General features: G+C 33.9%; 14 protein-coding genes and 2 pseudogenes. 9 read left to right on the forward strand and 7 right to left on the reverse strand.

The annotated features are described in order from the left end of the window. Window positions 1-248 precede the first annotated feature (248 nt). On the forward strand, window positions 249-461 hold the full coding sequence (locus GGR08_RS02935) for a DUF3126 family protein (RefSeq protein WP_183193909.1): 213 nt from the start codon (window positions 249-251) through the stop codon (window positions 459-461). 45 nt (window positions 462-506) lie between these two features. On the opposite strand, the gene radC is transcribed toward GGR08_RS02935, so the two are convergent. From radC to sfsA, 3 genes are read right to left on the reverse strand one after another with little or no spacing between them, the layout of a single operon-like run. Then, window positions 507-1,301, reverse strand: coding sequence for a RadC family protein (radC, locus tag GGR08_RS02940; RefSeq protein WP_183193910.1), 795 nt, complete (start codon window positions 1,299-1,301; stop codon window positions 507-509). A gap of 17 nt (window positions 1,302-1,318) precedes the next feature. Beyond that, window positions 1,319-2,149: a type I methionyl aminopeptidase gene (gene map, locus GGR08_RS02945; RefSeq protein ID WP_183193911.1), complete on the reverse strand. Its 831-nt coding sequence runs from the start codon at window positions 2,147-2,149 to the stop codon at window positions 1,319-1,321. Next, window positions 2,142-2,858 (reverse strand): DNA/RNA nuclease SfsA, encoded by a 717-nt coding sequence (gene sfsA / locus GGR08_RS02950; protein WP_183193912.1) that lies wholly within the window; start codon window positions 2,856-2,858, stop codon window positions 2,142-2,144. The genes map and sfsA overlap by 8 nt, the downstream gene beginning before the upstream one ends. A 301-nt stretch (window positions 2,859-3,159) precedes the next feature. On the opposite strand from sfsA, the gene GGR08_RS02955 reads away from it, so the two are divergent. The 4 genes from GGR08_RS02955 to ttcA all read left to right on the forward strand — a co-directional run bounded on the left by GGR08_RS02955 (window position 3,160) and on the right by ttcA (window position 6,754). Next, window positions 3,160-3,999, forward strand: coding sequence for an RNA methyltransferase (locus tag GGR08_RS02955; protein WP_183193913.1), 840 nt, complete (start codon window positions 3,160-3,162; stop codon window positions 3,997-3,999). Beyond that, complete coding sequence (gene murI, locus GGR08_RS02960) at window positions 3,999-4,817, forward strand: glutamate racemase (protein WP_183193914.1); 819 nt, start codon at window positions 3,999-4,001, stop codon at window positions 4,815-4,817. Before GGR08_RS02955 ends, murI begins: the two co-directional genes overlap by 1 nt. Window positions 4,818-4,994: 177 nt before the next feature. After that, complete coding sequence (gene rpsD / locus GGR08_RS02965) at window positions 4,995-5,612, forward strand: 30S ribosomal protein S4 (protein WP_183193915.1); 618 nt, start codon at window positions 4,995-4,997, stop codon at window positions 5,610-5,612. Window positions 5,613-5,878: 266 nt separating this feature from the next. Beyond that, a complete protein-coding gene (gene ttcA, locus GGR08_RS02970) occupies window positions 5,879-6,754 on the forward strand; it encodes a tRNA 2-thiocytidine(32) synthetase TtcA (protein WP_183193916.1) in 876 nt (291 codons plus the stop codon). Window positions 6,755-7,256: 502 nt separating this feature from the next. On the opposite strand, the pseudogene rimO reads toward ttcA, so the two are convergent. Both rimO and lexA read right to left on the reverse strand, forming a co-directional pair. Next, window positions 7,257-8,559: pseudogene (rimO, locus tag GGR08_RS02975) on the reverse strand (30S ribosomal protein S12 methylthiotransferase RimO). Window positions 8,560-9,036: 477 nt separating this feature from the next. Further along, on the reverse strand, window positions 9,037-9,750 hold the full coding sequence (lexA, locus tag GGR08_RS02980; protein WP_183193917.1) for a transcriptional repressor LexA: 714 nt from the start codon (window positions 9,748-9,750) through the stop codon (window positions 9,037-9,039). A 1,540-nt stretch (window positions 9,751-11,290) separates the two neighbouring features. Here lexA and GGR08_RS08175 point away from each other — a divergent pair. Then, complete coding sequence (locus tag GGR08_RS08175) at window positions 11,291-11,539, forward strand: CopG family antitoxin (protein WP_343050731.1); 249 nt, start codon at window positions 11,291-11,293, stop codon at window positions 11,537-11,539. Between the two features lie 139 nt (window positions 11,540-11,678). On the opposite strand, the pseudogene GGR08_RS02990 reads toward GGR08_RS08175, so the two are convergent. Beyond that, window positions 11,679-11,933: pseudogene (locus GGR08_RS02990) on the reverse strand (Arm DNA-binding domain-containing protein); the annotation flags it as partial. A 171-nt stretch (window positions 11,934-12,104) separates the two neighbouring features. Here GGR08_RS02990 and GGR08_RS08180 point away from each other — a divergent pair. The 3 genes from GGR08_RS08180 to GGR08_RS03000 all read left to right on the forward strand — a co-directional run bounded on the left by GGR08_RS08180 (window position 12,105) and on the right by GGR08_RS03000 (window position 13,940). Next, entirely contained in the window at window positions 12,105-12,824 is a 720-nt protein-coding gene (locus tag GGR08_RS08180; protein ID WP_246350103.1) for a VENN motif pre-toxin domain-containing protein, read from the forward strand. A gap of 68 nt (window positions 12,825-12,892) precedes the next feature. After that, window positions 12,893-13,285, forward strand: a complete 393-nt coding sequence (locus GGR08_RS02995) for an HNH/ENDO VII family nuclease (protein ID WP_246350105.1) — start codon at window positions 12,893-12,895, stop codon at window positions 13,283-13,285. Between the two features lie 64 nt (window positions 13,286-13,349). Next, complete coding sequence (locus tag GGR08_RS03000) at window positions 13,350-13,940, forward strand: SMI1/KNR4 family protein (protein ID WP_183193918.1); 591 nt, start codon at window positions 13,350-13,352, stop codon at window positions 13,938-13,940. Here GGR08_RS03000 and GGR08_RS08650 read toward each other — a convergent pair. Then, entirely contained in the window at window positions 13,904-14,026 is a 123-nt protein-coding gene (locus GGR08_RS08650; protein WP_183193919.1) for a hypothetical protein, read from the reverse strand. The two genes, GGR08_RS03000 and GGR08_RS08650, sit on opposite strands and share 37 nt — an antisense overlap. Between the last annotated feature and the right edge of the window lie 176 nt (window positions 14,027-14,202).

Genomic DNA, 14,202 nt, shown 5'->3' on the forward strand with positions numbered 1-14,202 from the left:
TATTTTTAAATGATATAATAATATTTTTTGCTAAAAAATGTAGTTTTAAATAAAAAAACATTGTTATTTAAATTTTTTATAGAAGGAAAAAAATTATAAATGATAGACCAATTTTTTCTCGAATATGAATTGTGAATATAGATGCTAATTAAGATTTTTACTGACTTTACAGAATAGAATCATATGAGTGTTTTATTTAACATGACACGCAATTGTTTTAATCGTCTTTAAAAAAACAGGAGAGTATAGTGAATGCTGATGAAATAAAAAAACTTGATATTTTTTTTAAAAATACATTCCAAAACTCAACATTGCAGGTCAGAGAACGGCCCAAGAAAGATGATTCTTGTGAGGTTTATATGGGAGATGAGTTTTTAGGCATTATTTATCGAGATGAAGATGAAGATGAGCTATCCTATAATTTCTCAATGGCAATATTAGATATTGATTTAGGAAATTGATTCGTTATGCATGGATGAATGAAGTCTTTTTTCATCTCATAAGGTTTATATAAGCTTTAATGCTTTAAAGCTCGTATGGTTGTTTCGTGCGATAATAAGGTGATCATGGATAGTAATGCCTAATGCATTTGCTGCATCTTTTATCCTGTATGTCATTGTTATGTCTGCATCAGAGGGTGTAGAATCGCCAGAAGGATGGTTGTGGACTAAGATAAGTCCTGATGCAGATAACTCTAAAGCTCGAGAAATAACTTCACGAGGATAAACAGGGGTATGATCAATGGTTCCAGTTTGTTGTACCTCATCAGCCAGCAAGCCATTTTTCTTATCGAGAAATAAAATTCGAAATTGTTCACGAGTTTCGTGGGCCATAACAGCTTTACAATAAGCTAACACTTTATCCCATGATGAAAAAATATCGCGCTTAAATAATTGTGCACGAGCGATACGTCCAGCAACATCTGAAATAATTTTTAAATCAATTGCTGTTGCGGGACCACATCCTTGAACTTCTTGAAGTCGGTGAATATCAGCTCCCAAGACATCAGCTAATGAACCAAAATGCGCTATCAAATCTTTTGCTATGGGCTTTGTGTTTGCGCGGGGTATTGTGCGAAAAAGCAATAATTCAAGATATTCATAATCTTCAAGTGCATTTCCTTTTGACTTTAAATAGCGCTTTCGAAGACGTTCACGGTGTCCCTGATAATGTTTATGGAGCTGTACGTTTTGCTTAAGCTTTTCACTTTTTCTTTTTGATATTGGGATGAGTGAAGAACTCGATGTTAATGCAAAGTGATTACTTTGAGTATCTTCCTTTTGATTTAATTTTTTAGCCATAATATTTCTATATTGCGTTAGGTATGCGAATTTGGAATATAAAAAATATTTTTAGGAGATTGTGTAAATATTTCATAGCCTTCATTTGTCACACCAATTGTATGTTCATATTGTGCTGTCAGAGAGCGGTCACGGGTAACTGCAGTCCAACCGTCAGACAAAATCTTAACTTGTGACTTGCCAAGGTTAATCATAGGCTCAATTGTAAACATCATGCCTTGTTTTAATTCCACACCTTCTCCAGGGGTTCCATAATGGAGGATATTGGGGGCATCGTGAAAAAGCTGTCCAATGCCATGCCCGCAAAAATCTCTCACAATTGAGCAGCGCTCAGATTCTGCATACTGTTGAATGGCTGCTCCAATATCACCTGTTGTTGCTCCAGGCTTAACAACAGCGATACCTTTCATAAGACTTTCATAGGTTATTTTTAGAAGGCGTTCTGCAGCACGTCTGATTTTTCCAACGGGATACATTCGGCTTGAATCTCCATGCCAACCATCCAGGATAAAGGTTACATCAACATTCACAATATCACCTTCTTGCAAGGGTCTTTTATTGGGAATTCCATGACAGACAACGTGATTGATAGATGTACAGCATGAATGGCTGTATCCATGATAATTTAGATCAGCAGGAAGAACGCCTCGCTTAGCACCAAAAATGAATACAAAATCATCAATTTCTTGCGTTGTAATGCCCGGCTTAATAATATCTGTAAGCGCATCAAGACATTCTGCCGCAATACGACCAACTTCCCGCATTTTAGCAAAAGCATACTCATCGAAAATGCGGATTTTTCCATTAAATTTTAAAGGGGTTTTGTTATATTCAATATATTCAGTCATTGCTTCTTCTATTTTCTATTTTTACTCTCTGAATCGGAAAGATGCCTTCTACGCTTACGTGACATTTTACAGCATAACATTCTACCCCTGATTTTAGTGCTAAATCAAACTTACGTCCATAGATAGGATCAAGATCATGACAGATTGTAAAAGCTGCACAATCTTCTCGTTGAATAATATAAAGCATAGCAGCTCGTTTTCCTTGTCGTACGACTTCTATGAGTTCTTCAAGGTGACGAGCCCCACGTTTTGTCTTGCTATCAGGAAATTCTGCTAATCCTTTTTGACGAATAAAATGAACGTTTTTGACTTCTAGATAACAATCAGGAAGAGTGTCCTCCCGTAAAAGAAAATCAATTCGTGATTGTGTCCCATAAGGTTGTTCTTTTAAGATTGTTTTATATCTACTTAATTCTGGTAGTAAACCATTTTGAATTGCTTCCAACGCAAGTTTATTGGGTAAGGTGGTATTAATGCCAACCAAAGTATTCTCAGTTTCAACAATCTCTAATTGATAAGCATATTTTCGCTTAGTATTGTTACGATATGAAAGCCAAATATTGGAGTTGGAAGTTGTTAATCCAAGCATTGATCCTGTATTAGGTACTGATACTGTGAAGATATGTTGATCATCTTGTTTAACATCCGCAAGGAAACGTTTATAACGACGGATAAGTTTTGCAGGTAAAAGTTTGGGAATAAAGCGCATATTGCTTTTTAGGGCTTAGGGTTCCATAATTCAATTGGAATTATGATTTGCAGGAGATATCATCTAATTAAACGAAAAAATTAATGTGAGAAGCGTTACGATATCTTATATAAATTTGTTATAAAATTCCAGAATTCACTTTATGACTTTTAAAATTTATTATTAGTTTTAAAAACTATTATTTTTGAATAAAAAGGTAATATTACCTATAATTTGTTATTAAAAATCATAGGAGTACTCTGAAGAAGGTTACGTTAAAAAACAGCAGGTAGGGGTATAATAAGCGAACAAGGGAGTGTGGATGGCTGGAACGAATAAGAATCGTGAAAATTTAACAAATGGTCCTATTATTATTTTAGTTGAACCGCAGCTTTCGGAAAATATTGGCATGGCGGCAAGGGCAATGGCAAATTTTGGGCTTTCTAAGCTTCGGTTAATCAAACCTCGAGAAACATTTCCAAATGAAAAAGCTAGAGCTGCTGCAAGTAAAGCTGATCATGTCATTAACAATGCTGTGATTTTTGATACATTACGTGCTTCAATTGCAGATTTACACTATGTTTTTGCCACAACAGCCCGTGAAAGATGTGGATTTAAAACTGTAAAAAGCGCTGTCGAAGCAGCAAGCATATTACGTCAGCGTGAAAGTATTGGCCATAAAACAGGTATTATCTTTGGACGAGAGAGATGGGGACTAAAAAATGATGAAATTAGTCTTGTCGATGAAATTATTACTTTTCCAGTTAATCCTGCTTTTGCATCACTTAATATTGCGCAAGCAGTTCTTTTAATGTCTTATGAATGGATGAAAACAGGTCTGGAGAATGTAAGCGATACAGCATTTCGTGCTGCAGAGATGAAACCTGCAAATAAAACATTGTTTCATAGTTTTTTATCTCAGTTAGAAGAGGCTTTGGCTATCCGTGGGTATTTTAGACCCCCAGAACGTAAAGAAGTAATGCTTGCAAATTTGCGCTCTGTTTTTACGCGCGCTAATTTTAGTGAATCTGAGGTTCACTTATTGCAAGGCATTATATCTTCATTGGATTATTTTTCTCCACAATATCCACGGGGAAGTAGAGCACCTGCAGAGCGCGATCGCGAAAGATTAAAAAAAATTAAAAACAGGTGTGAAAGTTGATGGATGAACGACCTATTCTTTTTTTTGATAGTGGTATTGGTGGTTTAACTATCTTAAGGGAAGTGCGTGTTCTTATCCCTGAAATGCAATTTATTTATGTAGCTGATGATGCTGGATTCCCTTATGGAAATTGGGAAGAAAATATTTTGAAAGACCGTATTTTAAGGATTTTGACAAATCTTTTAACACGTTATCATCCTGCCTTATGTGTGATTGCTTGCAATACTGTTTCTACTCTAATGATGGCAAATTTACGACAAAATTTTCCTCATGTTCCTTTTGTAGGAACGGTTCCTGCAATTAAATCAGCTGCTGAACAGACGAAAACAGGTTTTATTTCCGTATTAGCAACTCCTGGGACGGTTAAACGTGCTTACACAAATAAATTAATCAATTCTTTTGCTCGGCAGTGTCATGTTCAACTTGTGGGAAGCGAAAAGCTTGCTGGATTTGCTGAAGATTATGTACGGGGAGAATCTATTAATTCAAAAGAGCTAAAGAAAGAAATCTTGCCATGTTTTGTAGAAAAAAATGGCAAATGTACTGATATTATTGTTTTAGCTTGTACACATTATCCTTTTTTGATTAACTTCTTTCATGAACAAGCTTTATGGCCTGTTGAATGGATTGATCCAGCGAAAGCTATCGCTAAACGTACCAAATCATTATTGCTCTTGTCAGAAAAGATACATCAACAATCTATAAAGAAATATCAAGATTTTGCGTTACTGACATCAAAAAATATCACTTTTTCAACGGAGCGTTTGTTAAAAGAATTTGGCTTAAAACTCATGAAAGGAGTTGACTTTGGAATATGAGATCAATAAAATTATTTTGGCTTTTTTTGGAAAAATGGCATTAATTAACGTGTCCCATGGATAACTTTGCATCTTGATATGTTAAGGTATTCTGTCGGTCTTTAGTATCTTAAAGGCAGAGGAGGGTGCGTTTCCTTGGGATTTTAAGATCTCGTGTTTTATTTTAAAGGAAATGCGATGAGTAAACGCGAAACAACAAAATATAAAATTGACCGTCGTATGGGAGAGAATATTTGGGGGCGTCCAAAATCTCCCGTTAATCGTCGTGATTATGGTCCAGGTCAGCATGGGCAGCGCCGTAAAGGAAAACTTTCTGACTATGGGGTCCAGTTACGCGCTAAGCAGAAGTTGAAAGGGTTTTATGGAGATATTTCAGAAAAGCAATTTCACAAAACTTATGAAGAAGCTGCTCGCCGACGGGGAGATACTGGTGAAAATCTTATCGGTCTGTTAGAGTCACGTTTAGATGCTGTTGTCTACCGTGCAAAATTTGTGCCTACGATTTTTGCTTCTCGCCAATTTATCAATCATGGCCATATTAATGTAAATGGGCGGCGTATAAATATTCAATCTTATCGTTGTAAGCCTGGTGATGTTATCGAGGTTCGGGAAAAATCAAAACAACTTACTTTAGTTTTAGAATCAGTACAGTTGGCAGAACGCGATGTTCCTGATTATATTGAAGCAGATCATAAACAGATGAAAGCAATCTTTACACGTATTCCTGCTTTTTTAGATGTTCCTTATGCTGTGCAAATGGAACCTAATTTGGTTGTTGAATTTTATTCTCGATAATTTTTCTATGAGAGAAATTGTTTCTCTCTTCTATTATTCTAACTTCAAAATGGTGTATTTTTTTATGATTTTTGAAGTTAGAAAATGTTTTTTGTGAATGGTTCTATATTAAGTTTATCACTATGTTTGATAGTGACAAGCTTATATAGTTCCATTTATTTTTTATGTATTTAATTTTATAAATTCAAAAAACATAACTATAAACTTGCTTTATATTTGTTTCTGTCTTTGCAAAATGAGCTATTTATTGGACAGGATATGGTATTATGAAAAATATTTCAGTTGAGTATCAAGCAATAGAAGAAAACAAAGAGAAAGATGATCCTTTGGAAAGAGAAGTTGATGATTGTCATCCAATATTTCGGGTTGCTCCTTCAAGTGTCGAATTTAATAAATTGCGCAAACGGCTTTTGCGTCATATGCGTCAAGCTTTGGATGATTTTTCTATGTTTTCTACAGGAAAAAAATGGCTTGTTGCTTTATCAGGTGGAAAAGATTCTTATGGTTTATTAGCGCTTCTTTTAGATTTAAAATGGCGTGGTCTTTTATCCGTTGAACTTCTTGCCTGTAATCTTGATCAAGGACAACCAGGATTTCCTAAACATATTCTTCCAGACTTTTTAAGTTCTTATAAAATTCCGTATCGTATTGAATATCAGGATACTTATTCCATTGTTACAGATAAATTGGCAGCGACGCAGACATATTGTTCACTTTGTTCTCGGTTGCGACGAGGAAATCTATATCGTATTGCACGCGAAGAGAGATGTTCTGCATTAGTTTTAGGTCATCATCGTGATGATGTTTTGGAAACATTTTTAATGAATTTGTTTCATGGTGGTCGATTATCCGCTATGCCTGGAAAACTTAAAAATGATGAGGGGGATCTTTTTGTGTTACGTCCTCTTGTCTATGCCGCTGAGGAAGATATGGAAAAATTTTCTCAAGCAATGCAATTCCCAATTATTCCCTGTAATCTTTGTGGTAGTCAAGATGGTTTACAACGTAATGCAATGAAAGAAATGCTAAAAAATATTGAAAAACAAATGCCAGGGCGGAAAGATACGATGATTCGCGCTTTGACAAATGTACGCCCAAGTCATTTGCTTGATAAAAAACTCTTTGATTTTAAAGCCTGTTAATAAAAATTAGATCTTCTAAAAATAAACTCAGAAATTTTAAAATAAGATACTTATTTATAATGATAATTTATTGTGTAACTTAATTATCATAAGGTTAGATTATTTCAAATTTTCTTATCTGATATTCATAAAAACATGCTAATATCACAACTGGAATGTTTGTGTGTATAAAACACAATTGAAAAAAAACTCCTTTCACCTATCGACTACCGCAATATAATATGATTATTTGTCTAATTAAAGATCGGGGAGTATTATGGATTTCATTTTATGCTGTGGCTATAAACAATATCATTTAGAGTGGCGACCTAAAAGATTATATAAATTTTCGATATATTGTATTTTACAAGGATGTATAACGAATATTCAGGGCAGAGCTTTCTCGTAAATTCTCATGAAATGAGTTACATAAGCGATTGGGTCTTATTGTGAGAAGTCGCTTTTTTATAAACTAATTCTGATAGGAATCTTTGTCATTTGGAACGGGGAGAGAGTTAAATTTTTAAACTACTGTACCATAAAGGTCATAGGAATCTGTTTGTTTGTTTTTAACGATGACAAATTCACCTACACGCAATGGGTATCGTGATGAAACATGTACAACTCCATCTATTTCCAGAGCATCGTATTGACTACGTCCTTTAGCAACTTTCCCTTGATTTTCATTGATCAGAACTTGGAGTCTTTTTCCGATTTTTTTCTTTAAGAGATATGTAAAAATTTGTTGTTGTTTTGCCATAAAACGATGCCAGCATTTTTCTTTCACGTTTTCAGGAATATTTTCTTAATCTTAAATCATTTGCAACCTCTCCTTTACCTCTTCATATTTAAAATACCCAGCTCGTTCATTTTTTGCCTCTTCTAGTTATTCTAGGAGTATATTAAAATCTTCATTTGTTTTACCAGAAAAACCGACAATAAATGTAAATTGCAAAGTAAGATCTGGACATATTTTAGCTACTTTTCAATTTCAAAATTCTTTACTTTTGTGAGTGCAGGACGCTTCATATGTTACAAAACAGCTGGCAATGCATGCTGAAAAGGTATATCTAGATAAAGGAGGATTTTTTGTAGCCATAAGCTCGGTAATTTCATCAACATGGGGATAAGGATAAACGTAGTGCATATGTACCCGAATGATCATATGGCCTAGTTCGCGTTAAAGGTCAGAAAAATCATTTTGATTGTATAACCTTTCCAAGGACTCTCGAGATATTTAAGATCAATGCTATAAGCGCTCATAGCTTGTAAAATAATCAAGAGTTCTTTTATTCCGCTGTACGAGTTTTTTATCTCCTCGAAGAACATCACTAATGGTGTGAAGTGAGATCACCATGCAATGTGGGAATGATCCAAAAACTACTTCAGTTAGAGAATTTTTCAGAAATCTTTAAATAAGCATAATGGCGAGGTGTTAAACAAATACCTTGGGGGAGGGAACTAAATCAAGAAAAGAATCATGAACGGGAGGAATTGCTATATGAACAGTTTTTATAACGTTTTCATAATCTTATAATCCTGTAATGGCCAATACATTGGGATATGCTTGGCAAATAATATCAGGATCAGCAATAGACACCCTGTTACAATAACTTTTCCATTTTTTGAGAGATTCATCAATATTAACTAATGATTCCTTTTTGGCAGAGTCAAGAAAACCATAGGTATTTACAATAATGACATCACTCTTTGATGTTGACGTAAAATTCATACTCTTCAGAGTAAAGGCTTGTAATAATTCGCTCAGAATCTACGAGTGCTTTGGGGCATCCAAGGGAAACAAAACTAATACGAGATGCTACTATGATAATCCTACAATTACTATCAACGATTACGTTCTGTTTTTATTTACTTAAAAAGAAAAATGTTCTTTATTTTTATCCATATGCAATACACTCTGTTACAAATTTATTTGATTTTTTTTCTACAATATTTTGCGTGATTTTATGCATGCATATGATTTTATCTTATTCTTCCATAAAATGCTGTCATTGAGAGTGGTGTGCTATCTGGCAGACTTTTTTTAAAGTATTCAAGTATTTTTAGAATGCGTGGAGAATATTTTTAAGTTGGATTCTTAGGTCTTACGTAAATGAAGTACGTGAGAGGAAAGAGGAAGGGAACTGGCTTGGAAGATCTAGATTGTTCACAGATCAGATTAGGGAATTTTCTTTAAAGGATAAGGTAAAAATGAGATACACGTAGTACAATGTTAAAAAATACTCAACAGTTTTTTGCTGCATATGTATTTTATTGGTGTATATATATTATAAAATGGTTTTTTAATATTTACGGATAAGTCCAGTAAGCTTTCCTTGTATTTCTACACGCTCGGATTTGTATGTCCGTACTTCATAGTGAGGATTTGCAGCTTCTAAGGCAATAGAGGCTCCATTGCGTCGATACCGTTTTAATGTTGCTTCTTTTTTATCGATAAATGCGACAATAATCTCACCTGATATTGCTGTATTTTGACGTTTCACAATGATTGTATCTTTATCAAGGATACCAGCTTCCATCATAGAGTCATCTTTAACTTCTAATGCGTAGTGCTCACCTATATTTACCATATCGTGTGGCAAAGAAAGTGTGCTTGTTTGTTGCAGTATAGTAGAGGCCGGAACGCTTGCAGAAATACGTCCCATAATGGGAATAGTGATATTTTTTTTTTCTTCCGCCTCAAAATCACCAAGATCACTCAAATTTTTTGATCTTTCTCTTTTATTTTTTTCTATCATACTAGGAGAAATTTTACGTGCTAAAGAAAGGTTAAATGTTATTTTCTCAGGGAGTCGAATCACCTCCATTGCACGAGCACGATTAGGCAAACGATGTATAAAACCTCGTTGTTCTAAGCCTATAATGAGTTTATGAATACCAGATTTTGAGGAAAGTTCTAATGCATTTTTCATTTCCTCAAAAGAAGGAGGAACACCAGTTTCTTTGATATGATTATTAATAAACAAGAGTAATTCATACTGTTTACATGTCAGCATTCAATGTTCCAATCAAAATAATAAAAAAGGAGTACATTAAAAAATACGTATATCTGTAATAATTTTACACTTTTTTATTTAAATCAAATTTATTTATTTATTTTTAAAATTATTAAGATAATATATTTATTTATATTTAATGCGTTATAAATATAATATTTTCTTTAATAACGTTATTAAAATATTGTTTGTATATTATATAGATATATTAATTCATATATAAAAATATTTTATATCTCGGAAATAATTTGAATTATTCGACACTCAATTTTATAAGTAGTATCATCTTTTTCTTCTAGAAAGATATCTACGTATTTTGTAATTTCTAATATAAAAAAGTTAATTGAAAGGTATTTTATAACAGCAGAACTAATCACTCGATGTGTATTGAGAATTATTTTGCATATTATTTTTGCCCTTTTATTCTTAGTAAAATTATCTACAGCTACAATAGTGAGCATGATTTATAGTCATTTTTGGAATATTTCTAATAGAACTAGTTTTTGCTTTATATTTGCTTTACTCTATAGAATAATTGGGCTTTTGTTCTGTAGTTGTCGTGCATGAATAGAAGTTATATCCTGCAGAATATCATCGTTGCTTATTGACCCTTCATTTTTTTTTAATATCTCTTAATGCGCTTGTTTTTATCAAGTTTCTTTCGCAAGTGGTGTAAAATTTATTGGGATGCCATATTTCTATGTTTAACGCGTCGATACTATCATATAATAATTTGAAGTTACTGAAAGTTTGTATAATTTTGTTTACTTACTTGATCAAAATATCTCTTTTAAAAGTGTTTCAAAATGTTAAGCTCAAAATCAAGCTGAGTGAATCAAAATAATTTAGTATTCTCAACTAAAAATTTTTTAGGTTCATACCAATTTAATCAAGGGGCAAATACTTATTAAATGAATGGCTTATCAAAAACATTTTTCTGGCTTTCTTGCGTTATATCATTAAAAGGCTTTTAATTTCAGAAGGCAGAACATGCTGAATTTCATTACCTGTTTATTTTCTACCTCAGTAAAAAATACTGCGGTTACAAAACCATTATATTAAAAGTTATTTTTAAATTAAACCTATAATCCTTATGATCGTTTCAAACGATAATCTCCTTAATAGATAAAAAAGATTGCTCTAATATTTTTAGATTTTTCGTTCGCCAATTTTGAGGAGCATTAGTTTTGTTCTTTCTATGCAATTTATGTTGTCGATAATTTCAAACGATTGAATTTTAAAATAATGTGCTTTGTGCTGTGATAAAAACGTATTATAAAATTTATAAACTGTTATAAATGATATCTGTTTTTATTTCACTTGAATGCACACATGCATTATAATATTTTCATCATGATTTTTTATGGTCTATTCATACATGGTAATCTTATATAAAAAATGATCAAATGAATCATGCATAAAAGGATAGATTCTTGAGTAGATTCATATAAGATAATTGCAAACAACATATTGAATTTATGTTACTCTTATGATTCTACAGAGGGGATTTGTTTTTATAAAGACCTCTAAATTAAAATAAATACCCGTTTTCAAGGCGGATGAAAAAGCGGAAAACTTTGTTAATACTGCTGATCTTACAGATTATGACTTAACGGGTTTTAAACTTGTTCATTTTAAATTCTTACCTAAAGAAGCTTCTATCAATATTTGTTTGCCTCAAGTGTTTATGAAAGCTTTGAAGGAAAAAGTTAAGAATCAAGTTATCCCTTATACATGCTATGTTCGACATCTCATTGAACAAGATTTACGAAAAAGCTATCATGATTAGTTTTCTTTTATGAAGGATATAAGAAGACATTAAGTTAAAGCATGAACAATAATCATTATGCAGATTGTGTTTTGTTGTCGCTGGGAATATATCGAATTGTGTGCCGAATTCCCGTCCTTTTTGTGGTTAGATGTTCAATGCGTTCTTTAATAGGGTCACGCCCCTCACGTAACACAAAGCGCCATTGATTTGCTAAATTCACGGGCTTTTTTAAAAGAGATATCTTGCAACGCTTCCAAGCCCATCTCATGGTGCCGTCCATAAATGGTATAACGGTAAATCCATTGAGCACTTCCAGTTTACGCTTATGAAGAAACAAGTTGGCATTATCATTATATTTACCAGCTCCCAATGTTGCGACCGCCCTTGCCTTCAGACGGTTCATAAGAGCCATTTTTACTCCTTTCTTATACAGTTTTTACCCACACGCTAGCCCTGCTTATGACATGCAAGGAAATGGTTTTGATTGACTCGAGATAAACAGATTTGAAATGAGAGAATCTTACGTTATTCGGGGTTCTAATTCAATCTGAATAACTATAAATTATCATTATAAATCAATACGTTGTTTTATGATTTTAATGATCGTACCATTGATATTTTCCGCATTGCAGGAGCCTTTGCATCGGCACTCGCTGGTGGCGATGTTGATGCCGGCACTGATTCTGCAGGTAATGCTGCTGCAAATAACTACCTCAGCAGTGCGCAACAAGCTCAGAAGGAAAAAGAATTAAAGGAGTGTCCTGACCTTTTATGTGATGCAGAAGTATCTGCAAAACGGTCTGCGATTAGTACAGGGCAAGATATAAGCTTTGGGGCTGGTATGGTAGCTGGTGTACCCACTGAACTATATGATACGGTTGATGGTTTTTTGCAAATAGCCAAACATCCCGAAGAGACTTTGAAAGCACTCAAAGATTTTTTCGGCAGTGGTGAGATTTTGGCGACAATTGGTCGGACCCTTGGACAGTCCTATGTAGATCGCATTAATAAAATGGAGGAGGAATATGAGCGAGCTGGTGCTGGTGGATCCTTTAAAGCTGGACTTGAATTTGGAAAATTATTGACTGAAACAGCATCCCTAATGACAGGAGTTGCTGGAGCAGCCAAGGGAGGCATAAAGCTTGGCGAAAAGGCTGTGATCAAGTTCAATGCTATAAAAGATTTTGCCCAATTCGCTTCCAAGAAAAATTTTGCCAAACTTGCAGCTCAAGGAGATCCTGCCAAACTAGCTGCTAGGAAAGAACTGACCAAACTTGCTGCTAAAGAAAAAAGCTTTGGTTAAAAAAGAAACCCACTAAATTTACCGATAGCAAATTTGGACAGACAAACAAAGCCTATCAGAGAGACGATTTGTTTGATCCTCATGCAAGGGTTAAATGGACTGAAAAAGAGGAAACGGTATGGGGCACCAATGTTGAAAGGACAAAAACAGGAAGAGCACCTATAGGGTTTGATGGTAAGCCTGTTGAGTTGCATCACCTAAATCAAACCCCTGATGGACCCTTAGCAGAAATGAGCCATGAATTTCATAAAAAATATACTTCTGTTATTCATGCTCCTTCCAAAACACATCAATCGCTTATAGAGAGAGAAAAGTTTAATAAGTGGAGAGAGGAATATTGGAAGGAACGCGCTAAAGGGTATAGAGAACAAAAAAACAGTAATTTAGGAGAAATAATTGATATGAAATGGGGTATTATAGGTCTAGATTTTGACAGATGGGGACAGGAGCATCGGCAGTAATACTCTACGGTTGATGAAAAGAGAAAAAACAGAGATTTATAGAATAATTAATGGAGAATAATTGATGAAAACCTATACCTTAGATGATGTTGCAGTCTTAATTGATAAAGTAAATAAATATGATGAAGAGATTATCAATTTGGGTACTGAAGATGATGGAGAGAATGAAACAGATGATTTACAGATTGAAAAGGCGGAGAAAGCTTTGGGTTTGCAATTCACATCCTCTTACAAAGTTTTCTTAAAAAAATATGGAGGAGGAGAAATTGGTGGTGATGAAATATTTAGCATTTATGGAGATTGTGGGGAAGGTATTCCTGCTGGTGATATTGTTTACCGAAACTTACTCAATAGAGAACGTGGTTTTGTGACACCAGAACAGCTTTTCATTAGCAGAACAGATTTTGGTGAAACCTTTTATTTTGATTATACGCAGTTTAGGGATGGAGAATGCCCACTTTATGTCATGCTTCCATCTGAGGATTGCGAGTATTACGCTAGCAATTTTTATGAATTCCTTTGCAAAAGAATTAAAGAAAGTGTGGGAGCTGAGATACCTGATGGTGACCAACCGATTGAAAAGATTGAGAACACTCCCACTCCGCAACCTATCCCTTTTTACAAGAGCTTTTGGAAAAAACTATGGAAGAGGTGAAATTGATAGTTATGAATAACAGAAGTATGTTCTTGACGGAATGTTCTACTAATCTCTGCAATGGGGCTATCTTGTATTTGCAACATATGATGCAAACTCTATAGGATCACCATCAGAGATATTAATGATCATGAGTAAAATAAAATGTATCTTATGGCTTGGTTCTTCACTCAAAGATATAAAAAATTTTTCTGATCTTAATTCAACAAAGGATTGGCTATACTTTTTATCTTACTCCAGATAGGAGATAAAAGGGAAAAAT

It is taken from the genome of Bartonella fuyuanensis (assembly GCF_014197255.1).
Classification (GTDB): Bacteria; Pseudomonadota; Alphaproteobacteria; order Rhizobiales; family Rhizobiaceae; genus Bartonella; species Bartonella fuyuanensis.

Bases quoted from the DNA above. Each gene is read 5' to 3' on its own strand.
- radC (WP_183193910.1), bottom strand. From the start codon at position 1,301: ATGGCTAAAAAATTAAATCAAAAGGAAGATACTCAAAGTAATCACTTT.
- map (WP_183193911.1), bottom strand. From the start codon at position 2,149: ATGACTGAATATATTGAATATAACAAAACCCCTTTAAAATTTAATGGA.
- sfsA (WP_183193912.1), bottom strand. From the start codon at position 2,858: ATGCGCTTTATTCCCAAACTTTTACCTGCAAAACTTATCCGTCGTTAT.
- GGR08_RS02955 (WP_183193913.1), top strand. From the start codon at position 3,160: ATGGCTGGAACGAATAAGAATCGTGAAAATTTAACAAATGGTCCTATT.
- murI (WP_183193914.1), top strand. From the start codon at position 3,999: ATGGATGAACGACCTATTCTTTTTTTTGATAGTGGTATTGGTGGTTTA.
- rpsD (WP_183193915.1), top strand. From the start codon at position 4,995: ATGAGTAAACGCGAAACAACAAAATATAAAATTGACCGTCGTATGGGA.
- ttcA (WP_183193916.1), top strand. From the start codon at position 5,879: ATGAAAAATATTTCAGTTGAGTATCAAGCAATAGAAGAAAACAAAGAG.
- lexA (WP_183193917.1), bottom strand. From the start codon at position 9,750: ATGCTGACATGTAAACAGTATGAATTACTCTTGTTTATTAATAATCAT.
- GGR08_RS03000 (WP_183193918.1), top strand. From the start codon at position 13,350: ATGAAAACCTATACCTTAGATGATGTTGCAGTCTTAATTGATAAAGTA.
- GGR08_RS08650 (WP_183193919.1), bottom strand. From the start codon at position 14,026: ATGTTGCAAATACAAGATAGCCCCATTGCAGAGATTAGTAGAACATTC.